This window comes from Achromobacter xylosoxidans (genome assembly GCF_002192695.1).
GTDB lineage: Bacteria > Pseudomonadota > Gammaproteobacteria > Burkholderiales > Burkholderiaceae_B > Achromobacter > Achromobacter xylosoxidans_C.
Genome location: NZ_MTLG01000002.1, coordinates 126,547 through 148,736 on the forward strand (window position 1 = coordinate 126,547; position 22,190 = coordinate 148,736).

The following is a 22,190-nucleotide window of genomic DNA, read 5'->3' on the forward strand; positions in this document are numbered from 1 at the left end:
CAGGAATCAGATATGCCCAAAATTACCGTACTCCCGCATGCCGAGCTGGCGCCCGAAGGCGCCGAGCTCGAGGTGCGGGCCGGCATCACGATCTGCGCGGCCTTGCTGGCCAATGGTATTGAAATAGAACATGCTTGCGACATGAGTGCCGCCTGCACCACCTGCCACTGCATCGTGCGCAAGGGTTTCGAATCCTTGAACGAAGCGAACGAGTCCGAGGACGACCTGCTCGACCGCGCCTGGGGGCTGGAAGCGCAGTCCCGCCTGAGCTGTCAGGCGATCGTGGCGGAGGAAGACCTTACCGTCGCCATTCCCAAGTACACGGTCAACCATGCCAAGGAGGAGCACTAGGATCTGGCTGGGGTGTCGGGGATTTCGGCCAATGAGCCTCGCGTCCTATCGGCCGCCCGCCTCATACATGTCCCACGCCAGCCCGGCGCTGGCGTCGTCATGGATCATGGCCATCAGCGCCCGCACCACGGACGACGGATCGGCATGCTGGTAGACATTGCGGCCGTACACCAGCCCCACGGCGCCTTCATCCAGCAACTCGCGCGACCGCTCGAAGACCTGGCGCAGGTCTTCCCGGCCGCCGCCGCGCACCAGCACCGGGCAGCGCGCCGCCTGCACCACGCGGTGGAAATCGCGTGTGGCGGTGGTGGGGTCGGCCTTGACGATATCGGCGCCCATTTCGCGCGCCAGCCTGACCAGCGTGACGATCTTCTCGGCGTCGCCATCGACCATATAGCCGCCGCGCGCGGAGTGCGGCGCCATGACCAGGGGCTCGATCATCAGCGGCATGCCGTAGCGGTCGCAGTCCGCGCGCACTCGCGCGATGTTGGCGACGCATTGGCGGAACAGGTCGGGTTCGTCCGGCAGCATGAACAGGTTGACCACCACGCAGGCCGCGTCCATCTGGACCGCAGGCAGCACCGGGTCCTGCTCGTTCTGCAGCACGGCCCACATGACGCGGTGGGTCGTGGCGTTGTAGGGATTGCCCATGTCCAGGCGCATGACCAGCGCGGGCTTGTCGCGGCCCGGACGTTGCTGGAGCAGGTCGGCCTGGCCATAGTTCAGCTGGATGGCGTCGGGCCGCGCGGCGGCCAGTTGTTCCATCACGGCCGGCATGTCCTCCAGTCCGGACAGGAAGCTGGGTTCATTGCAGACGCCGTGGTCGACGGCGATATCCAGGCAGCGGCCGCCGTTCAGCAGCCGGTTCAGGCGCGCTTCTTTTCTGTGCAGCATGGGGATTCCTTGTTCAATCCAGTGTTTGCAGGTGGCGCCCGGCCGCCTGGTCGATGGCGGCAATGTCTTCAGGCGAGAGTTCCAGGGCGGCGGCGCCGGCGTTCTGCATGGCCTGCTGCGGGGTGCGGGCGCCGCACAGCGCCACGGACACGCCGCCTGGGCGCGCGGTCCAAGCAATCATCAGCTGCGAAGCCGAGCAGTCCAGCCGCTGGCACAGGGGCTCCAGTTCCGCGAAGAAACCTTGCAAGCGGCTGCGGTTGGCGACGCTGAAACGAGGGTTGCCGGCGCGCTGGTCGTCGCCGGTAAAGCGGCGCTCCGGATCGATGGGGCCGGCCAGCAGGCCGAGCGCCAGCGAGGAGTACCCGAGGATGCCGACGTTGTGGCTGCGGCACAGCGGCATCAGCGAGGCTTCGATCTCGCGGTCAATCAGGCTGTAGCGTTCCTGGATGGCGTCGACCTGGCCATGCCGCAGGTATTCGGCCAGGGTGCCGGGATCCACGTTGCTGACGCCGATGGCGCGGATCTTGCCTTGCCGCTTCAGGTCCAGCAAGGCGTCCATGGTCTCGGCGACGGGCGTGCCGGCGTCCTGCCAGTGGGTGATGTAGAGGTCGATGTAGTCCGTCCGCAGGCGCGCCAGGCTTTGCTCCACTTCATGGAAGATGGAAGCGCGGCCCAGGTGGCGATGCACGGCCTGACCCTCCTCGTCGAAAAAGTGCTCGCCCTGGCGGGTATGCCAGACCAGTCCGCACTTGGTGGCGATGACGGCTTGCTGGCGGCGCCCCTTGAGCGCCTGGCCGACCAGGCTTTCGGCGTGCCCCAGGCCATAGGCAGGCGCGGTGTCGATGAGCCGCACGCCCGCGTCCAGGGACGCCTGGATGGCGGCAATGGCGGCCGCATCGTCCCCGCCGCCCCACATCCAGCCGCCCATGGCCCAGGTGCCCAGGCCGACGGATTCGCAGGCGATGCCGGACATGCCCAGCGTTGTAGTCTTCATCGGGAAACCTTTTTGACGTTCATGAGATGGTCGACGGTGACCGCGGCCAGCAGGATCAGCCCCTTGACGACGTCCTGCCAGTAGGGCGACACGTCCAGCAGGATCAGCGAGCTGGTGACGACCGACAGCAGGGCCAGGCCCAGCACCGCGCCCAGCACGGTGCCCGAGCCGCCCTTGAGGCTGGCGCCGCCGATCACCACCGCCGCGATGACGTTGAGCTCCATGCCCACGCCGAAATTGGGCGTGGCGGCGCCGAAGCGGGCCGTGTAGACCACCCCCGCGACGCCGGCCAGGGTCGAGCACAGCACGGTGACCCAGAACTTCACGCGGCCGGTGCGGATGCCGGCATAGAGCGCCGCCTTTTCATTGCTGCCGGTGTAGAACACCTTGCGCAGCAAGGAGGCGCGGCGCAACGCGAAGTCGCTGACGACGACGATGGCGGCGAAGATCAGGATGACGGCGGGAATGCCCGCGATGGCTCCCTGCCCGATGAACTTGAACTGCGGCGGCAGGGAGAACAGCGATTGCGGCGTGCCCTGGGTGATGGCCAGGCACAGGCCGCGCACGATCACCATGAACGCCAGCGACGCGATGAAATGGCTGAGGCCGATGCGGGTGACGCAGCCGCCTATGAGCGCGCCCACCATCGTGCAGACGGCGATCGCGGCCAGGCTGGCGGTCCATGGGTCCAATCCCAGCAGGAACAGCTTGCCGGTGATGACCATGGCCAGGCAGACCACCGAGCCCACCGACAGATCGATGCCGCCGACAATGACCAGGATGGTCATGCCGACCACCACGATGCCTTCGATGGAAAACGACAGCAGCATGGCGCGCACGTTTTCCCAAGTCAGGAAATGCGGCGACGCGAAGCTCATGACGACGCACAGCGCGGCAATGATCAGCAGCAGCCCCGCTTCGCGGAAGCTGCCCAGCCGGCGTCCCGGGCGGGGACCTGTCGGCAGACCGGCGGCAGGTGGTATCAGGACCGCTTGCGCCGCCGGCTGGGTTTTCAGGTCGCTCGTCATGTCGCCTCCTCGGCGGTCAGGCCCGAGGCCAGCCGCAGCAATTTTTCTTCCGTCATCTCGCTTGCCGCCAATTCGCCGGCGAGCCTGCCGTTGCGTATGACCAGGGCCCGGTCACACAGGCCGATGATCTCGGGCAGCTCGGACGAGATCACCACCACGCCCACGCCCTGGTTGGCCAGGTCGCGCAGAAGGTGATGGATCTCGGATTTGGCGCCGACGTCCACGCCGCGCGTCGGTTCATCCATCAGCAGCACCGAGGGACGGGTCGCCAGCAGTTTGGCGATGGCCACCTTCTGCTGGTTGCCGCCCGACAGGCAACTGGCGTCGATGGCCACGCCGTCCGACTTGAGCCTGAGCCGGGCGCCCAGCTCAACCGCCAGGTTGCGTTCCGCTGTGCGTTTGAGCAGGCCGAAACGCGAGCTGATGCGGCCCAGCGCCATGGACGACACGTTCTGCTCGATCGGCATGTCCAGGAACAGGCCGGCGGCCTTGCGGTCTTCGCTCAGGTAGGCGATGCCGTGGCGCAGGGCGTCGGCATAGCGGCGCAGCCGCAGGGGCTGGCCCCGCAGCCGCACGGCGCCTCGCCGCGCGCGCCGCAGGCCGCACACGGTTTCGGCCAGCTCGCTGCGGCCCGCGCCCATCAGGCCGGAGATGCCCAGGATTTCACCCCGGCGCAGCTTGAACGAGATGCCGTGGACCGTGGCGCCATCGGCGAGGTCTTCCACTTCCAGCAGGGTCTCGGCCGGCGCATCGCCAGCCGCCTGCCGGGGCGGATAATAGTTGCCCAGATCGCGCCCCACCATGCAGCGCACCAGTGCGTCCGGGGAGAGTGCCGCAATATCGGCGCTGCGCACGTCGCGGCCGTCACGCAGCACCGTGACGCGGTCGCAGTGCTCGAAGATCTCGGCCATGCGGTGGCTGATGTAGACAATGCCGATGCCTTGGGCCTTGAGGTCGTGCAAGACGCGGAACAGCGCCACGGACTCGACTTCGGTCAGCGCGGCGGTGGGTTCGTCCAGGATCAGCACCTTGCAGTCTAGCGTCAAGGCGCGGGCGATCTCGACCAGCTGCTGGCTGGATATGCCCAGCGCATCCACCCGCAAGCCCGGGTCGATGTCCTGGCCCAGCCGCCGCAGCACGGCCGCGGCGCGCTCTTGCAGGCCGGCGTAATCCATCCAGGTCTGCGCGCCGGCGCTGATCATGGGCATGAAGATGTTCTCGGCCACGGTCGCGTCGCCGCACAGCGAGATTTCCTGGTGGACCAGGCCGATGCCCAGGCGCATCGCATGGGCCGGCCCGTTGATGACCACGCGCTCGCCTTCCAGGTAGATGTCGCCGCTGTCGGGCTGGTGGATGCCGTCGATGATCTTCATCAGCGTCGACTTGCCGGCGCCGTTTTCGCCGCACAAGGCATGGATTTCGCCCCGGCGCAGCGTGAAGCGCACGTCGGCCAGGGCTTTGGACGCGCCGAACTGCTTGCTGATGCCTTGCAGTTCCAGCAGCGCTGCGGGCGCCTTCATTCGTTGATGCCCTTGGTGCCGCGACGCGCCAGGTACTTGTCCCAATAGAAGTCGTCGGCGTTCGCCTTGCTGACGATGGACAGGCCGTTGTCCAGGAATGGCACGGCCATGGGGTTGGTGCCATTGCGCTTGGCGTCGTTCATCGGGTCGATCAGTTGCTGGTTGCGCGCCAGGAACAGCAGCATCATGCCCATATAGCCCTGCACGCCCTGGTTCGGGTTGACGGAGCCAAAGACCTCGCCCGACTTGATCATGTCCAGGATCTTGGCGTTCACGTCGCAGCACAGGACCTTGATGTTCTTCTTGGTTTCGATGGAGGCCTGCGCCGCGCCCAGCGCCGAGTTGGCTTCGGGCATGAACAGGGCGCCCAGGCCGGGGTTGGCCTGCGCCAGGCTCAGCGTGGCCTGGTAGGCCTTGTTCGGGTCCTGGTTGCTGGCCGCGCGGCCCACCAGCTTCATGCCGGGATGCTGGGTCTTCATGCGGTTGATGAAAGCGGCCACGCGGCGGTCATGGTTGTCCTGGCCGGGGTTTTCCAGCACCGCGTATTCACCCTTGCCATTGAGCGCGGCCGCGATGGCGTCGGCGGCCTGCGCGCCTTCGCGGTCGTTGTCCGAGGTGACAAAGGACACGCGCTTGGAATTGGGAGAGTCGGCCGCGAAGGTCACCACCGGGATGCCCATGGCCGCGGCGCGGTTGATGGGTTCGATGAAGGGGTCGGGGTTCATGGGATGCAGCAGGATGCCGGCCGGCTTGCGCGCCAGTTCTTGTTCGAACGAGGCCAGCTGCTTGTTGACGTCGTATTCGGGCGTGCCCGAATAGCGGGTGCGCACGCCAAGCGAATGGCCCAGCTGCTTCATCATTTCGTAGACAGGAAACCAGTACTCCACCCCGGACACCATCACGTTCATCACGTAGACGTCGCTCGCGTTGCCGCGCAGCCCGGGGGCCTGCGGGGTGTTCTGCGCAAAGGCGTTGGCGCTCGCCAGGCCGGCGCCCGCCGCCGCTACGGTCTTCAAGAAATCTCGTCTCATGTTCCGCTCCTTTTTTCGCATCGATCCAAGAACCCTGCAGTCCTCGGCGCCTGTTGTTCAACCTGTTTTGGTCGAATCGTTGTTATGACATCGACGAACTATATTGCAGACGGATTTTTTAGATTACTAGGGGAAACACTGCTATCCTGCCTGAAATTTCTGTAGACAATGTTATGACATGAAAACAGACATCTACCTGGGCATAGACATGGGCTCCACAGGCTTGAAGGCGGTTGCCTTCGAGGCCGGGAGCGGCGCCACACTGGCCGCGTCGGGCGGCGCGCTGCCCTATCGGCAATTGGCGCAAGGCGGTTGCGAACTGCCCGCGGACGCCATCCAGACGGCGCTGGCGCGGGCCTTGCAAGGCGTGGCGGCGCAACTGGGCCCGCGCGCGGCCGACGTGCGCGCGCTGTGCTGCACGGGCCACGGCGCCGGCTTGTATGCGCTGGATGCCAGCGGCCAATTACTGGAAGGCCGCGCGGTGGCGTCGACCGACCAGCGCGCCGCCGCCCGTGCCCGGGCGCTGGGCCACCGCATGGGCGACGCGCTGTATGACGAAGTTGGCTGCCGGCCATGGTCGGGGCAGTCGTCGCTGATCGCTGCCGAACTCTACGGCGCAGACCCCGCGCAACTTCGCCGCATCCGCCATCTGCTGTTCGCCAAGGACTATCTGGGATTCCTGTTGACCGGCGAGATCGCCACGGACGCCAGCGACGCCAGTACAGCGGGCCTGCTGTCGCTCGACGCCGGGGCCTGGTCCACGATGGCTTTCGAGGCCGCCGGCCTGTCCGGCTTGGCCGCCACGGCGCTGGCGCCCATCGCGCCCAGCGGCGCCGTAATCGGCCGGCTGCGGCCAGCCCAGGCGGCCGCCTTCGGCTTGCCGGCCGGCCTGCCCGTGGCGCTCGGCGCAATCGATCTGCTCGCCTCGCTGAAAGCGGTGAACGCGGAACGCCAGGGCCACGCCGTGGCCGTGCTCGGCACCTGGTGCGTGAATGCGGTAGTGGCCCCAGCCCGCGAACCGAAGCCGGAAGTCGGCGCCATCGTCAGCTTCGGCGATCCGGACCGCAGGCTCTACCTGGAAAACAGCCCCTCGTCGATGGCGAACGTGGCTTGGCTGGCTCGCACCTTGCAGTTCCCGGACGCGGCCGCGGCGGTGGATTGCGCGATGGGGGTGCCCTTGGGCGCCGAGGGCCTGCGTTTTCTGCCCTTCATCAATGGCGGCAGCTGGCCGGCGGGAGCCAGCGCGGGATACGTCGGCCTGCAAGGACATCACACCCGCGCGCACATGGCCCGCGCCGTGGTCGACGCCGTGGTGGCGCTGCACGCGCGGCACCTGAAACGCCTGGCGGCGCTTGGGTTGGGCGTGCCAGACAGGGTGGCCGCCCTGGGCGGCGGCGCCCGCGACCTGCGGCTGGCACAACTTCTGGCGGGCTTTCTGGGACACGCGGTGGAACGCTGCGGCGACGACGAAACCGGCGCGCGCGGCGCCGCCCTGTACGCCGCGCTGTCGCAGAACCCTGGCGGCAGCGACTTGCTGCCCGCCCCCTGCGAACGGGTCGAGCCCCTTGTCGCCGAGGCGCAGGCGCACGCCGACTTCTACGCCAGCTTCCACGGCTTGGTGGACAGCATGGCCCCCGCTTTCGACCATCTTGCGGGACCCGCCCGATGACCCCGCGCACCTCCCCCTTCGCGCGTCCGGCCTCGTTGGCGGGCCGCCATTTTTCGACGGTGATCGTTGGCGCGGGCATCAACGGCGCTGGCGTATTCCGCGATCTGTCCTTGCAGGGCGTGGATTGCCTGATCGTGGACAAGGACGATGTGGCCGCCGGCGCCAGCAGCGCGCCGTCGCGCATGATCCACGGCGGCTTGCGCTACCTGGAAAGCGGGTCATTTTCCCTGGTGGCGGAAGCCACGCGCGAACGCAACCTGCTGCTGCGCAACGCGGCGCATCTGGTGCAGCCGCTGGAAACCGTGGTGCCGCTGTCCAGCCGCTTCGGCGGCCTGTGGGGCAGCATGCTGCGCTTTGCCGGCCTGAACGCCTCGCCTGGCGCGCGCGGACTGTGCGTGGTGGGATTGGGCTTGCGCCTCTACGACAAGCTGGGCCGCAACCAGCGCGCCATGCCGGAACATCGCATCGAACGCGTACCGGCGGCGGACAGCGCGCTGTTCGGCGCGGCGGTGCGCTGGACGGCCACGTATTACGACGCCTGGATACGGCATCCGGAATGGCTGGTGCTGGAATTGATCGACGATGCGCATCGCGGCCACCCGGCCTCGGTCGCGTCGAACTATTGCAGCGTGACCGCTTGCCAGGGCCGCGCCATCACGCTGCGCGACGCGCTGACCGGCGAATCCGTGCAAGTGACTGCCGACACGGTGGTCAACGCGACGGGCGCCTGGCTGGACCGCGCGGCTGGCGCCCTGGAAGGCGACGGCTCGCGCGTCATGGGCACCAAGGGATCACACCTGATCCTGGACCATCCGGCGCTGCGCGCAGCACTCCAGGACCGCATGGTCTACTTCGAGGCGTCCGACGGCCGGGTGTGCATCGTCTACCCTTTCCTGGACCGGGTGCTGGTGGGATCCACCGACATTCCGGTGGACGATCCCGACCTCGCCGCGACCGAGCCGGCGGAGATCGACTACCTGCTCGACGTGTTGCATGAGGTGTTTCCCCGCCTGGATTTCAGCCGCAAGGACGTGGTCTACACTTACGTGGGCGTCAGGCCGCTGGCCCAGTCGGATGCCGACAAGCCCGGACAGATATCGCGCGATCACGCGGTGGTGATCGACCCGCCCAACGCGCGGCGCGAGGTGCCGATGGTGTGCCTGGTCGGCGGCAAATGGACCACCTTCCGTTCGCTGGCGCAACTGGCGGCCGACGCGGTGCTGCAGCAACTGAACCGCGCGCGGCGGCAGTCAACCGAGCAAGTGGCTATCGGCGGCGGGGCGGGCATGCCCGCCGATGCGGCGGGACGGCAACGCTTTCTGGACAGCATTCAGGCTGCCACCGCGCTGGACCGCGAGCGCGTCGCCGAACTGTTCATGCGCTATGGTTCACGGGCGGGCGCCGTGGCGGCGGATTTCGCGGCGGCGGGCGATAAGCCCTTGCGCCACGCGGCAGATCATTCAACAGCCGAGATCCGCTATCTGTGCCGCGAAACGTCTGTGCAGCACCTGGCCGACCTGGTGATCCGGCGCACCCTGCTGGCCATCCGCGGCCATGTCACGCCAGCGCTGCTGGCGGAACTGGCGGATATCGCCGCGGCCGAGCTGGGCTGGAGCCTTGCGCGCCGGCAAGACGAGTTACGGGCCTGCACCGCGACGCTGCGGGACCGGCATTGTGTTCAACTTCCTGCGGACGAGGCGCCCTGGGCAGAGCCCGCCGATTCCGCCTTGGCCGCAGGATCGATTTCCAATTCTTTGACGACATGAGCAGCCCCATCTCCACCGAAGCCATATTGGACCGCAGCGCCGACGCCCCGCTCTGGACGCAGTTCCGCGACGTGGTGCGCGGCAAGATCCTGCAAGGCGAACTGGCCGTGGGCGACAAGCTGCCTACCGAGGCCGAGTTCGGCGAACAATATGGCATTTCGCGCATCGTCGTGCGCGAAGCGCTGGCGGACCTGGTCCGCAACGGCCTGATCTACAAGATCCGCGGCCAGGGCGCCTTCGTGTCGGCGCGCGAACGCGACGAAGACTTCGTGTCCACCGTACTGGGCTTTTCGGACGAGATGGAACGCAAGGGCCGCACGGTGCGCACCCAGGTGCTGCTGCAGGAACTGCGCGCGCCCACGGCGCACGAAGCCAGCTCGCTGGGGCTGACCGAAGACAGCCAGGTCGTGGCGCTCAAGCGGCTGCGCAGCGTCGACGGCGAACTGCAATTGCTGGTGGAAACCGCCGTGCCCGCGGACCTGGTGCCGGGCCTGCACCGCACCCGCCTGGAAAACCGTTCGCTCTACGACGTGCTGCGCCGCCAGTACGGCCTGCGCATCGTGCGCGCGGAACGTTGGATAGACGCGGTGCAACCGGACGCCCAGACCTGCGAACTGCTGGGCATGAAGGAACCCGAACCCTTGCTGCGCATCGAGTCCATCGCCTATGGCGCCAACGGGCGCGCGCTGGAGCACTACCGCGCCTTGCACCGCTGCAAGTCCAGCCGGCTGCATGTGCAGACCACGACCTGAGGCGGCAGGAGGCTGGCCTGTTCGGCGATCAAATTGAGAAGATCAGTGCGCGGCTGCCGTCGAGGTCAACGGCCTAACGGGCGGCTGCTCATGCTGTAGCGCCTGCCACAGATCATAGTTAGCCTGCATTGCGACCCAAGCCTGGGCAGTACTGGCCCCGGCATGCTCCAGGCGAACGGCAAGATCCGGGCTGATGCCCGGCTTGCCGTTGAGAACCCGTGAAAGCGCCACCCGCGACATGGCCTTGAAGTGGCATATCCTGAAGCATCCGTCCACGCAGATGGGCGCAAGACGTCAAGATGCTCTTCGAGCGCTACTCGGAGTGGATCGACAAGATGGCAAATCAGCTAGGGGGAGACAAGATGCGCTGGCTTGCTGCGCGGCATCTTCCGGAGAGGCCAATCAGACCTTCTGAACCGGAGTCGGAACAGCCACATCAGGCCCAGTGTGGACCCAAGCCATTCCTAAGTCTTGGATTTGGTGGCGCGCCCGACAGGAATCGAATCTGTGCGGACGCAAATTAGCGCCAATTAGCGCGCAGAACGCATCATGAAGCATGCAAGATAGCCGCATTAAGTCGCACTAATTTGCGTGAATGGCCCCGCTTTTGGCCCCATCCCCGCTCGTGGCTGGCTACTAGTTTCTCCATCCCCCTCCCATGTTGAGGCCCCCTAGGAATGATCCATATGAGGTCAACGACCCTCGCGGGCGCACGCGTGCCTCGCCGCTTTGACGCGACATTTGAATACCCCTCCACCGCAAGGGCCGGGCGCCACGCCGCCCGACTGTGGTTTGAAGAACCGACGTCCCTCTCCCTGGCTCAGTTTCGAGATCATCACTTCCGCGATCACTGCCAGGGAAAGCAAGACTCCCCGAGCGAGCGAGCCGTCAGAAAGTCCGCGTTCCACCAGGCCTTTACGGAGGCCGTTGGCCACATCGTCGTTGAGGAGGGACGCTTCTATGCGCACGCTGCTTGAACGTCCGGTGAGTTTTCGTTTATCAGCGGAAAGCCATTCCAAGTACGAAGCGGCTGCGGCACAACTCGGCATGCGGTTGTCTCAGTACCTTCGCTTGCGTTTGGAAGTGGATGACTCTGTGTCCGAGCAGCTTTCGCAGCTGCGCCTGACGATGCTAGATGTTGCGCCGAACTCTGACGCCACCGCCCGCACCAATCCGGCGCTCGTGGAACTACTTCTGCTGGTACGCCGAGGCAGCAGTCCTGGTGAAGTGCGCGCCGTCCATCACGAGCTCGAGCGCCAAGGCTTAACGCCCTGGTCGCCAGAATCGGCGTAGTCACCGGCATCTACCGCGCCCTCGCGCACTCGAGGCGCTTCCCTCTACATCTCGGGCAGTCCTTGCCCCCCGGAGTCTTCCCCATGCACACCCCCGCCCTGGTGGCCGTCCTCGCGACGGCCTTCCTCCTTTCGGCCTGCGGTTTCGCCCCGCCCGCGCCGGCCCAACCGAAAGATACGCCCCGTGTGGCAATCAATCGCGTCGATCCTCGCCTGGTAGGCCCGGCCGCCCAGCCGGCAGCTTCGTCCGAGTCTCCCGGCGCTGCGGCAAACTCCATGCCGGCGTCCGATCTACCGGGTAATTCTGCCCCGCCCACTAAGACGCCAACCTCCCTTGCATCGGTCGCCGCAATACCAGTACCCGAAGCGCCGGGCAAGAGTGAATCCGCCCCAGGCCCGTCTCATGCCGGGGCCCCAGCCGAGCAAACAGCCAACGACCAGCCCGCCGCCATCAAAATTGCCGCCTCCCTCGTCGCTGGCCAAGAAATGCTGTCTTCCCTGCCGGCCGAATCGAGCGCCGCCGAAGCCATCCCGCAGGCAGACCCCGAGCCAGTCATCCTGAAGGAAATCTGGAAGATCAGCCCGGAAGACCGCACCGTGCGGCAGGCGCTGGCTCGATGGGCAGGCAAGGCCGGCTGGACTTTCGGCCCGGATCAATGGGAAGTGAACTTCGATCTTCCGATCCAGGCGCCGGCCGAATTCGAGGCCGCGAGCTTCCAGGAGGCAACCCAGGCCCTCTCCCAGGCGGTTGCCATGACCGAATCGCCCATCCGCCCGTGCTTTTACGGCAACCGCGTGCTGCGCGTGGTGCCCTTCACCCGAAGCTGCAATCGCTCCCCTGCCACGCAATCCTAGCCGTGGCATAGACCAGGAACCCCAATGACTGCATACCGCACTGTTGCGGCCGCGATCGCGCTTGCAGCGCTTGCCGGCTGCTCCGCACTCCAATCCACCGACCGAATCAATGCCCGCGCCGACAGCGAAGGCGCAACCCACACCCGAACGCTGGAATTGTTCAAGGACAGGGCCGGCGACACAGAACGGGCCAAGGGCCAGGTCGTCGATCTCCCATGGATTGCTGGCAAACCGCAGCCGTTGGCTCGCGACGTCACCTTGCCGCCTGCGTTGCGCGCCAATATCAACACCACTCTGCTCTTCGAAAGCAATGCCGCCGACCTAAAGACCCTGGCCGACCGAATCCAGATCGCGACGGGAATACTGACGCAGGTTTCCGGTGACGCTTTACTGCCGGCGGAGTACTTCCTTCCCCGCCTGGCCAGCGAACAAGGGACGGTCGCCGCTGCCACGCTCGGTGCATCCACGGCAGATACCCTTGTCCCAGCGCTGATCCCAGGCATCGCTGTTGACCGTATTGCCGGGCCGACCCTGCCCCAGGGCGTGGCGCGCACCAAGATGGCGCCGCTGCCCGCCGGCCAGGCCCCCCTTGCCTCGGTGCTGGATTCGATCTCGCTTCGTCTGGGGGTGTACTGGCGATACGACGAGAAGATCGGCGCAATCCGCTTTTATCGGACGGAAACGAAGAGCTATGTAGTCCGCGCTCCCACGCAGAACGCCGAAGAGAACCTGCAGCGGGACATGCGGTCCACCAACTCAACGCTCGCGGAGAAGTCGAGTACGACGTCCAAAGACGAGGCGAAGGACTTGGCGGCCGTGGTCAGCAAGGTGAGCCAGTTCCTCACCCGTGCCGGCGTCATCAAGTTCGCGGATGGCGCGTCTAACACCATCGTCGTGACGGATACGAAGGATGCCCAAGACCGCATCGCAGAGTTCCTTGAAGCCGAGAATCGTCAGATGACGCGGCGAGTTCGCCTGGTCTTCGAAGAAATTACGGTGCAACGTGATCGTCTGAACCAGGGTAGCGTCGACTGGAAGATCCTTTTCAATAGCCTGGGTCGCGACAACCAGGCGTCGGCGCTCGGCGTCGGTGCAATGCTGGACGCTGCGCAGGCTCCAGGCAGCATCGGTGCAACCGTTGGCAGCGGCCCCTTTGCAGGGTCCAACATCGCCCTTACCGCCCTGTCTCAGCTCGGGTCGATCATCAATCACAAGAGCGTGCCGATGCTCTTGCAGAACCGCCGACCGGGAAAGTACGACACGCGCAACACGTTCGAATACATCAAAAACCTGCAGCAGACGCAAAGTACATCCGACACCTCAGCGCCGACCGTCACCGTCACCCAGAACGAGAAGACCGTCGGCACATTCCTTACCGTGGTGCCGGACGCCCAGGACGACGGCCAGGTCTTGCTGACGATTGCCTACGACGACACCCGGCTCATTTCCCTGAAGAAGCAGCCGGTCGGATCCCGGGACGACCAATCGTTCGTACAGCAGGCCGACATTGGAGGCCAAGGACGGGTGCAGCAAGTCATGGTGCGCCCAGGCGAGCAAACAGTTATTGGCGGCTTTCAACAGGCAGCAGACACCTCCACCAGGCGGCGCCTCGACGATAACGCGCCCATGGTTGTCGGTGGCTCCGACGCATCACAGGAGCAGCAGGTGCTCACCGTCGTGCTCGTGACCGCCATACCAGAAGAAGGATTCTGATCGTGGCACTTCGCAAAAAAAGCGCCAGGAGGGTCACCTACCAGCTGGTGGCCATCCCTGGCAGTTCGAATCAGCTGGTGCTTGGAATCAGGTGGCAAACCGTCCTTGGGGAAGACCCCCAAAAGGAAGCCCTCAAGCTGGCACGCAAGGAACGGGCGACGCACTACGTCCAAAGTGACGCCCGCAGCCCTTCCGTGGGGCTACTGACTGCGAAGGGCAAGGAAAGTCGGGCGAAGACCCGCGCCAGTCTGTTCTCAGGCGCGGCAGCATTTGCCCAGCTGCATCGTCACGGCACCCACCTGGTGGCATTCACTCTGTCGGATGACACCGTATGGCTCGCCGTCGTGGCGGACGGGGTTGTACAGGCGGGCGGAGACACGATCTTCAGTGACCCGACCGCAGCGCAGGCGGGGATAGATGCAGCCATGGCGCGCCATCGCGACCTGCAGGTGCATAGCAACTACCTGCCAGCGGTCCGCCCGTTCTCACTGCAGCAGCTGACCGGCCACGCGAACACGCAATCTTCATTGCGGCGCGCCACCTTCAGCCTGACGATGGTGTCGCCTATTTGGTGGCTGGCAATTGCACTGATCCTCGGGTACGAGGCTTGGGACTACGGATCCAGTTGGTGGGCGGAGCGGGAAGCGCGAATCCAGCAGCAGCTCAAGGCGCAACAGCCCGAACTGGATGCTGCAGTCCTATGGAAGCAAGCGATCGCAGCTTGGGCAATGACGGCCAGGCCGATGGGCGAGACCGGGCTCACGATCCTGCTTCGCCAGATCGGCGCTGTACCCGTCGAACCCGGCCGCTGGCGATTAGCAGAAATTGATTGCCTGCCCAGGGCTGGGACCTGCACTGCGAAGTACCGGCGCACAGGACTTGCAGACAATCACACTCTATTCGCTGCGATTCCCTCTGCTGACTGGAGGGTCGTGCATACCGACCTAGACAGCGCACAAGGCACCTGGAGCATCCCGAAGGGACATTCACTGTCGGGACTGAAGCTGCAAGATCTTCCGACACAGACGAACGTCGTGCGGGACTGGGAACCCAGCTGGCAAGCGCTGCGCCCAGCCTTGCAAGATTTCACGTTATCGCCACCCGCCAAGGTACCGATCTCCGTACCCAACATAAAGCTTCCAAATGGTCTGGAGCAGCCCGTACCCATGCCCGCCGGCATGAAAGTGCCCGCAAGTCGCGCACTCGTCATCAATGCGCCGCTGCGCTCGCTACACGGCCTATCGCTACCCAGGACAACTGAAATCACGCAGTTGCAAGTGCGCTATGCGCCAGACACTTCGCCAGGCCTGGTTGCCAGCGCGTTCTCAGCCACATTGAGAGGAACCATATATGTCGAATCGCCGTAATCGCGCCCAATGGCGTGTGGCCGGGTCAGTCGCCTTGTGCCTGGCCTTCGCAATACCCGGCCAAGCCTGGACGCAGGTACCTGTGGTGGGCGTGCCCGCGACAACGATCCCCCAACCCGCCGTCCAGATGGTCCAGGAGTTGCTGGAGCAGGAGGCCGCTCGCGCTTTGGCCGAAGAAAAGCGCAAGTCGACCGCAGGGCCTTTGGGAGTAGCCCTTTCCTCCACTCCAGCAGGTGCGGCCGTCCCGCAAGCCGCTGACCCGTCTACGCCTGCGCCTGCTCCCGTGCCGCGGTTGCTCGCAATCACCGGCGTCGGGTCGCAACTCGGTGTGGCGGTCGACGTAGGAGGACGAAGAGCACAGTACCGAGCCGGTTCGGAAAAACCGATCGCAGGCTCGGACCTGGGTCTGCTCCTGCAGAACATCGTTCCGCCCTGCGCCAGCTTCCTCGACCAATCCCAAGAAACAGCAACCTACTGCCTAACCCAGAGGACGCCATGATGCCCAGCATCACGACCCTGATCCGACGCCTAAGGCGTTTGCTCACCGTAAGTTTCCGTGAGGCCGAAGACCTGCCGGTCCTTTCGATGACCGCCACAGCCCAACCGCAGGCGGACGGGAACATCGAGCACCTCGATTCCTTCAGCGACATCGAGGAAATGCAACCGCCATTCCACACGCTGAAGGTTGACTGGTGCGGGTCGGCCGCCGCCGTCACTGCATGCGTCGCGGAACTGGATGGCTCCCAGTACGCCGTATTCGTCAAGCCTGGCGAGCACGACTCCGACATCTATCGTGCGGTTCACCAGCGCGCCGTCCAGGCCGCGAATGGCAATTCGGTCGCCATCTACACGATCAATCCAGTCATCCTGCTGACGCTGGTCCGCGAGCGCATGCAGCTACAAGATGTCCGGGAGCGCAGCTCGCGGATTCGCGGCCTAGGTGATCGATCAGCCGTAAGACAGGGGTTCTATGACCTGCTCGCATGGTCCGTGCGCAATCAAGCAAGCGACTTGCACTTGAACATCGATACGACGAGTTCCGTCTCGCGCGTCAGCGCATCAATCGATGGTCTGTACACGACGCCCAAACACCTTGCCATGCCAACACAGCAGCTGCTCGATATGGTCAACGTGGGCTGGCTCGATGTGAGCGGCGGAAACGGTCTCTTTCTCGACATGGCAAACGAGCAGCAAGGCCGACTGTATGAGGTCGTCGACGATCGTGGCTACATGTTCCGCTGGGGCTCGTTCATCGCCGACACAGGTCCCGCAATTACATTGCGCGTGCTCGACGTCGATGCAAAGGTGCAGCAAGTCGACATGGAGACCCTCGGCTTCCTGCCCTCGCAAGTTGCGCAGTTCGAGCGAGCCATGCGCAGTATGGGAGGGGCCATCGTAATTGGCGGCGTTCCCGGATCCGGCAAGACGGTGACCAATTCGCAGCTCATCGTTCGGCTGCCGAAAACCCGGAAAATCATGTCGATCGAGGATCCTGTCGAGCTGACCATCACAGACGCGCTTCAGGCGAGCGTCTCCCGTTCTCTGGATGGATCTGACAAGAATGCCATGAAGGCCAAGCTCATGGCCCTTAAGCGAGCCGCGGCCAGCGACGTATTGCTCGGCGAAATTCGTGACCTGCTTACCGGCGAAGCCTTTGTGGATATCGTTCTTTCCGGCAGCAACCTGTTCACGACAACACACGTAGGGAACGCCTTGGGAATTCCTTTGCGCTTCGCATCTAGCGAGATCGGAATTCCGCGTGCGACGCTAGGTACGCCCAATGTATTAAAGCTGCTCGGCCATCAGACTCTTATGCCACGGCTGTGCAGTTGCGCCTTGCCCGCCAACTCCCTGCTGGACGGAGCACGCGACGGAATGGGCGTATACCATGACCGATCCACTTGGTCGAGATACCTCAGCAATATTGAGGAACTGTTCGACTTCGGACACGACTCGGTCAAGGTGCGCAATCCGGAAGGATGTGAACGCTGCCGGAAGAAGGGCATCCCCGAGCTATTCGGCTACGACGGGCGCACCGTGTGCGCCGAACTGTACGAACCGACTAATGATCCCGAGGCGCTGCGAGCCATCACAGAGGGAGACGAGATTCGGTTACGCCAGATCTTCGCCGGCCATCGCACCGCTCGATACGACCAGCCAGACATGGACGGAAAGTCCACCATGGACTGCGCCATCTACAAGATGAGCCAAGGGATGCTCGACCCGCGAGACATTGAGCCGCACTTCACGGCCTTTGAAACGCTGCTCCTTCGAAGGAAGCTTGAATGAAGATCCCATTCTTCTTTACGCGAGTCGGCCAGGCCGCGCAGAAGTTTGCCCGATCACGCGCAGACTGGTACGACTATCTCGCAGACATGACGGAGGATACGCAGGGGCGCAGAACGATTCTTAGCATTCTGGACGCCGATGCGCACCGCTATGGAAAGAGCGCCCGAGGCGTCCTCTCAGCATATTGGGCGCATCGCATCGTCGAGTTCGGTGACCTGGGTAGAACGCTGCACCGCACACTCCCCCCGAAAGAGGTTGCCGAGTTCGTATCGCTCCAGCGTCAAGGACAAGCAGCGTTCGCAGGCGGATTGCGTGATATGGCAAACGTCGTCCGACTGACGAGCAAGCTCCGTTCTTTGCTGGTTAGTACCCTGGCGATTGCATTCATCGTTGTCACGCTTGTCTGGCTCATGGTGATGGTGGCCGTACCTTACGTCACTGCACCAATGCTTTTGGACACGCTTCCCGACGTCAGGCCGGAGTTGCTGAAGCCAAGCACACAAGCATTCTTCGCGATGGCTCAGTGGATCCGCGACTACGGGGTGCGACTTTGGGTGGTAGGCCCAACAGCCCTGATCGCCTTCTATTTCTCGTTCTCGTACATGGACGGCAGAGTTCGGCGCTGGCTCGACACCTGGGGACCCTATCGCCTCTACCGAGATGTCCAGGCAATCGCGGTCGTCAGTACCGCTGCCACGGCAGTCAAGCCCAGAACGGGAAAGACAATGCAGATCAGAGAGGCCATCGACATGCAGATTTCCGGGGCATCGCGCTGGCTATCCCGCCGTCTGCAGGCAATTCAGGACCGTCTGGACGACGCAAAAAAAGGTGCAGCAATATTTGATGTGGGACTTCTTGACCGCGAATCCTTTTGGTACCTGGAGGACCTAACCAACACCCTTGGCCTTGACAAAGCGCTGCAAAGGACCAGACAGCGCATGGAGACCACGGTGTTAAAGCGCGTGGCATCCCGTGCCAATGTTCTCAAATGGATCTGCCTTCTACTTGCGGTCTGCGTTCTGATTGGCCTCTATTTCTGGCATCAAGGCGTGATCTCCGACATGCGCAACGCAATGATGATTGAGGTCATGTAGGCCCCCAACACAAAACTCGGTTTGGCACGACGCGGCTGCCAAAGTAACTCCAAAAATCTCTAAATCAGGAAAGACACATGCAACAAGATATGCGTAGCGCCCCGCGCGCCATCCAGCGCGTCCTGGCTAGCAGCCCCAAGAATCAAGGGGGTTGGACTCTGGGCGAAATCGCCCTGGCCATAGCGATCGTCATCCTTCTGTCGATCATCGCCCTGCCATCAGCGAAAGGCTACTTCGTCTCAGGTCGTGTTCCAGCCGCTGCCGGCGAGCTTCAGCGGTTCATGTCGACGGCACGCATCATGGCCGAAGGTGATACCGGCGCGCCGTACGCCGCGATCGATAACGCGAAGAATCTCGCGCCTTCACTGCGCGAATCCACTGCGTTCAAGGTGGTCGGCTCGACGGTCGCGCATCGCCTGGGCGGCTCTGGCGTTGGCACGAATGGCACGATCACCATCGCGCCTGCGGCACTCGGCGGTGGGCCCGCCGGTAGCGCCTTTTCGCTGACGCTGACAAACGTGAACCATCGAGCATGCCCGGTTCTCGCATCGACGCTGAATGGAGTCTCGGAGATGATCAGCGTCAACGGCACGGTCGCGAAGACGCTGGGTGCAAACAACGAGAACGGCACGTTCAACCCTGTCACCGCCCAAAACCTCTGCGTCGACGGGGACAACAACACGTTCGTTTTCGCTACGCGGTAAGCGCCTCAACCGAAGCTTGGGCGTGCCACAAGCACGCCCTGTCGGGTTCTACTGTGGAGTCCATTCTATGAGGCACCTCAACGCTTCACCGTTACGTCCCATTCGCCGCCAAGCTGGCTTCACGTTCATCGAGATCACAATCGCGATAGTGTTACTGACGCTGGCACTCGTACTCGGGGCCGCAGAAGTCAAGCGCCAGGCGGACGACAGCGCAGCGGAAAGCACTGGCCGATATCTCGCGCAGATTCGAGGCGCGCTGGTGGACCTGCAGATCAAGCATGAGGCTTGGATGCAAGGAGTGAACATCGCCAGCGCCCCACCCGGCGTCTATCCAGATCCACCGCCCCTTGCCTGGAACTCAGTAGCAGGGGTTCAGATTGCGCAGGGCGGAGTTGCCGATCTTGCGGCGTTGGGCCTGCTGCCGACAAGCATGCCTCTCTATCCGTCCCTCGGAGACACCGCGAGGTTCATCCTCGTGCGGGATGGGGCCTGCCCTGGCGAGAGTTGCAAGACCGGCGCTTACGTCTTTACTTGCCATCCCATCAGCAGCGTACGCACCCTGCGTCAGAACGGAACCTGCATTGCGCCGCTCGGTAAACGTGCGGAAGTCAATCAAGCGCTGCTTGCGAAGGTTATGCAAGGCTCTGACGGATATGGCGGCCATGACGCCAATGTCGGTGTGAATGTTCGAGGCCCGTTGATGGACATTCCGCGAGCCTGGTTTGGATTCGGTGCCGAGCGAGGTCATGCAGTTCTAGCGGCAGGCCTGGGCGCCACACCGTTCGCACAGTTTGTACGTCACGGCGAGACCCGCCCCGTCACACTAAACAGTACGCTGTCAGTTGGCGGCGCGATTGCCAGCAATACGGGCCTGATCTTGAACACAGCAGTCTGGCCTGGCGCCGCATGCTCTACCGAAGGCATGTACGCCTCCACCGCCAATAAGCTCCTGGCCGTCTGCACTGGCGGTGTTTGGTTCGTCCAGGCGGGGCAGACGATCACCGCCGCTTTGATCGACCTACCCAATGACGCCGCCATACCTGCCATCTCGTGCCCATCGGGCTTGACCCCATGGCGGCATGTGGCGCTGCAAGCAATTGAAGCGACAGCGCGCGGAGGAGACGTCAACATTGGCGGCGCGATCGGCGGAAGCATCCAGGGATCCGGCTATGTGAACGCGGCCGGCGCGGTCACAGTCGGTGGTTCTTTCAGTGGTTCTTTCCAGAACTCCGGTAATAGCTATGTCCGCACAGCCCAACGCGCCTCAGTTGCTGGCGACCGCATTGTGATATCGCCGCCCGACTTCAATGCGCGGGCATCCGTGATCCAAGGCTGCAAGAACTAGCCCTTCCACCTTGGGGGGCAATTCGCTCCTTTCGCGCAATGCGGGAGGGAGAACCTACATTGGAGAAAATCATGTTCCTACCCTCGTCACGAGGAAGGCGTGGCCTTTGGCTTGCCTTCTTGCTTCTGCTTGTGCCAGCGCTGGGCCAAGCTTCTTCCGCGAACCAGGCCGACATGCAGCTACAGACGGATCTCGGCAGTATGTTCGTCCGTGTGGACCAGGGGGCACCACTACCACTCGGCGGATGCGTCTCCGGGTATGCCTGGCACAGTGGGTATGGCGGATGCAGGCGCGCGGACACGCAGTCCGAGACGGCGGCGTGCCCCGCCGGCACCACCGGATCACGCATCCGCTATCGCTTGGCATACGTGCTGCAGGCCAATGCATATGACATCGCCTATGAGCCCTGGGGGGCTTGGCAGGACAGCTGCACCGCCGCAAGAGCAAGCGGTGTGCTCGATGTCGTGATCGCCAAGGCGCGTGGATCGGAAACGGGGGAGCACTTTCCCAACTCCCTCGCTGGCAACATCGCTGCGCAAATGCAGGTCACCTACGGGACGACATTCGGGGCCACGATCTATCGCCCGACTGCCGAACTGAACTGCATTTTTGCATCCGGTACCACCGGATCGGACGGCAACCGGATATGGATGGGTCAACTGTCCTCGCCTGGCGGCTCCGTCAACAAAGGTGCCGCGGGCAACTGCCAGCTATCCAACGGGAACCGGACAGCCACGCTGTACGGGAGCTGCGACACGAGTAGCGGCGGTGACGGCGACTTTTGCGTCGGCCGCACCTACTCCGTGAATATCACTTCGGTGGAAGGCTGCACCGTCCGAACGGAAACGCGGATCGGAAGCCAGCTCATCGACGTAGCCAACCATTACATCTGCCAGTAGCCTCGGGAGACAACTGATGCGATTCATACAGCGCCTCTTTCTAGTCGGCGCGCTTGCGCTCGCACAAGTGACCACGCCAGTCGCCGCGCAAGGGCCGGTCCCGCAAGCAGTATTGTCAGGAGCTGCGGCCCTTGCTTGCGAAGCCCTTCTTTGCCTATCCGGTAGCAGCCCTCCGCAGGAATGCAGCCCTGCACTGTCGAAGTTCTTTGGCATCAAAAAGAAGAAGCTCTCCGATACGCTTAGCGCCAGAGAGGCCTTTCTTGCTCTGTGCCCGGTGGTCGGCAGCATCGCAGGCATGAGCGATCTCGCAAAAGCACTGGCCCGCGGCGCCGGACAATGTGATGCCGCCACGCTGAACGCAACTTTGCGGCAGACCATCGGGCTCGGAGGCGATGCTGGCAGCAGCGGTACACGAATCTCGAATGTCATGCCAACGTACTGCTCCGCGTACATCCTGAACACGTACACAAACCTTAAAGATGACATGCCGCTGTATGTCGGAAAGCCGGATGAGGACGGCTTCTGGGTCGATCCCAAGAATTACCCGGGGGCATTGGCCCGCTACGAGCGCGAACAGGCTGCGAAGAAGGCCGCGAGGGAGAACACGGGCTGGGGAGGGAACTGAAC

At 63.9% G+C, this 22,190-nt stretch carries 20 protein-coding genes; 14 read left to right on the top strand and 6 right to left on the bottom strand.

The features are described 5' to 3' along the window. Nucleotides 1-12 precede the first annotated feature (12 nt). Nucleotides 13-351 (top strand): ISC system 2Fe-2S type ferredoxin, encoded by a 339-nt coding sequence (gene fdx / locus BRO63_RS01130; protein ID WP_088138144.1) that lies wholly within the window; start codon nucleotides 13-15, stop codon nucleotides 349-351. 45 nt (nucleotides 352-396) lie between these two features. Here the strand turns inward: fdx and BRO63_RS01135 are convergent, their stop codons facing one another. The 5 genes from BRO63_RS01135 to BRO63_RS01155 are packed head-to-tail and all read right to left on the bottom strand — an operon-like array spanning nucleotide 397 to nucleotide 5,818. Beyond that, complete coding sequence (locus BRO63_RS01135) at nucleotides 397-1,245, bottom strand: class I fructose-bisphosphate aldolase (RefSeq protein ID WP_088138145.1); 849 nt, start codon at nucleotides 1,243-1,245, stop codon at nucleotides 397-399. 13 nt (nucleotides 1,246-1,258) lie between these two features. Beyond that, nucleotides 1,259-2,239, bottom strand: a complete 981-nt coding sequence (locus BRO63_RS01140) for an aldo/keto reductase (protein ID WP_088138146.1) — start codon at nucleotides 2,237-2,239, stop codon at nucleotides 1,259-1,261. Next, nucleotides 2,236-3,267 carry an ABC transporter permease gene (locus tag BRO63_RS01145; RefSeq protein ID WP_256943219.1) on the bottom strand — a complete coding sequence of 344 codons (1,032 nt, stop codon included), beginning with the start codon at nucleotides 3,265-3,267 and terminating at the stop codon, nucleotides 2,236-2,238. Before BRO63_RS01145 ends, BRO63_RS01140 begins: the two co-directional genes overlap by 4 nt. Then, on the bottom strand, nucleotides 3,264-4,787 hold the full coding sequence (locus BRO63_RS01150) for a sugar ABC transporter ATP-binding protein (protein WP_088138147.1): 1,524 nt from the start codon (nucleotides 4,785-4,787) through the stop codon (nucleotides 3,264-3,266). The genes BRO63_RS01145 and BRO63_RS01150 overlap by 4 nt, the downstream gene beginning before the upstream one ends. After that, nucleotides 4,784-5,818: a substrate-binding domain-containing protein gene (locus tag BRO63_RS01155; protein ID WP_088138148.1), complete on the bottom strand. Its 1,035-nt coding sequence runs from the start codon at nucleotides 5,816-5,818 to the stop codon at nucleotides 4,784-4,786. Before BRO63_RS01155 ends, BRO63_RS01150 begins: the two co-directional genes overlap by 4 nt. 178 nt (nucleotides 5,819-5,996) lie before the next feature. On the opposite strand from BRO63_RS01155, the gene BRO63_RS01160 reads away from it, so the two are divergent. Genes BRO63_RS01160 through BRO63_RS01170 form a run of 3 tightly spaced genes read left to right on the top strand, consistent with a single transcriptional unit; the run spans nucleotide 5,997 to nucleotide 10,005 of the window. Beyond that, the gene (locus BRO63_RS01160) at nucleotides 5,997-7,487 is read left to right on the top strand and encodes an FGGY family carbohydrate kinase (protein ID WP_088138149.1); all 1,491 of its coding nucleotides are present in this window, start codon (nucleotides 5,997-5,999) and stop codon (nucleotides 7,485-7,487) included. Next, complete coding sequence (locus tag BRO63_RS01165) at nucleotides 7,484-9,253, top strand: glycerol-3-phosphate dehydrogenase/oxidase (protein ID WP_088138150.1); 1,770 nt, start codon at nucleotides 7,484-7,486, stop codon at nucleotides 9,251-9,253. The genes BRO63_RS01160 and BRO63_RS01165 overlap by 4 nt, the downstream gene beginning before the upstream one ends. Next, on the top strand, nucleotides 9,250-10,005 hold the full coding sequence (locus BRO63_RS01170) for a GntR family transcriptional regulator (RefSeq protein ID WP_088138151.1): 756 nt from the start codon (nucleotides 9,250-9,252) through the stop codon (nucleotides 10,003-10,005). The genes BRO63_RS01165 and BRO63_RS01170 overlap by 4 nt, the downstream gene beginning before the upstream one ends. 42 nt (nucleotides 10,006-10,047) lie before the next feature. Here the strand turns inward: BRO63_RS01170 and BRO63_RS01175 are convergent, their stop codons facing one another. After that, on the bottom strand, nucleotides 10,048-10,245 hold the full coding sequence (locus BRO63_RS01175; RefSeq protein ID WP_218824079.1) for a HigA family addiction module antitoxin: 198 nt from the start codon (nucleotides 10,243-10,245) through the stop codon (nucleotides 10,048-10,050). 720 nt (nucleotides 10,246-10,965) lie between these two features. Here BRO63_RS01175 and BRO63_RS01185 point away from each other — a divergent pair. From BRO63_RS01185 to BRO63_RS01230, 10 genes are all read left to right on the top strand, one after another. Then, a complete protein-coding gene (locus BRO63_RS01185) occupies nucleotides 10,966-11,298 on the top strand; it encodes a hypothetical protein (protein WP_252978954.1) in 333 nt (110 codons plus the stop codon). An 83-nt stretch (nucleotides 11,299-11,381) separates the two neighbouring features. Further along, on the top strand, nucleotides 11,382-12,152 hold the full coding sequence (locus BRO63_RS01190; RefSeq protein WP_088138154.1) for a toxin co-regulated pilus biosynthesis Q family protein: 771 nt from the start codon (nucleotides 11,382-11,384) through the stop codon (nucleotides 12,150-12,152). A 24-nt stretch (nucleotides 12,153-12,176) separates the two neighbouring features. Continuing rightward, complete coding sequence (locus tag BRO63_RS01195) at nucleotides 12,177-13,865, top strand: type II secretion system protein GspD (protein ID WP_088138155.1); 1,689 nt, start codon at nucleotides 12,177-12,179, stop codon at nucleotides 13,863-13,865. Nucleotides 13,866-13,867: 2 nt separating this feature from the next. Then, nucleotides 13,868-15,232: a type 4b pilus protein PilO2 gene (locus BRO63_RS01200; RefSeq protein WP_179215011.1), complete on the top strand. Its 1,365-nt coding sequence runs from the start codon at nucleotides 13,868-13,870 to the stop codon at nucleotides 15,230-15,232. 495 nt (nucleotides 15,233-15,727) lie between these two features. Beyond that, nucleotides 15,728-17,521: an ATPase, T2SS/T4P/T4SS family gene (locus tag BRO63_RS01205; protein ID WP_088138157.1), complete on the top strand. Its 1,794-nt coding sequence runs from the start codon at nucleotides 15,728-15,730 to the stop codon at nucleotides 17,519-17,521. Beyond that, nucleotides 17,518-18,615, top strand: a complete 1,098-nt coding sequence (locus tag BRO63_RS01210; RefSeq protein ID WP_088138158.1) for a hypothetical protein — start codon at nucleotides 17,518-17,520, stop codon at nucleotides 18,613-18,615. The genes BRO63_RS01205 and BRO63_RS01210 overlap by 4 nt, the downstream gene beginning before the upstream one ends. 77 nt (nucleotides 18,616-18,692) lie before the next feature. Next, nucleotides 18,693-19,319: a type 4 pilus major pilin gene (locus BRO63_RS01215; protein WP_088138159.1), complete on the top strand. Its 627-nt coding sequence runs from the start codon at nucleotides 18,693-18,695 to the stop codon at nucleotides 19,317-19,319. A 67-nt stretch (nucleotides 19,320-19,386) separates the two neighbouring features. After that, complete coding sequence (locus BRO63_RS01220) at nucleotides 19,387-20,664, top strand: type II secretion system protein (RefSeq protein WP_088138160.1); 1,278 nt, start codon at nucleotides 19,387-19,389, stop codon at nucleotides 20,662-20,664. Between the two features lie 71 nt (nucleotides 20,665-20,735). Further along, the gene (locus tag BRO63_RS01225) at nucleotides 20,736-21,563 is read left to right on the top strand and encodes a hypothetical protein (protein ID WP_088138161.1); all 828 of its coding nucleotides are present in this window, start codon (nucleotides 20,736-20,738) and stop codon (nucleotides 21,561-21,563) included. A 16-nt stretch (nucleotides 21,564-21,579) separates the two neighbouring features. Beyond that, on the top strand, nucleotides 21,580-22,188 hold the full coding sequence (locus BRO63_RS01230; protein WP_088138162.1) for a TrbM/KikA/MpfK family conjugal transfer protein: 609 nt from the start codon (nucleotides 21,580-21,582) through the stop codon (nucleotides 22,186-22,188). Nucleotides 22,189-22,190 lie beyond the last annotated feature (2 nt).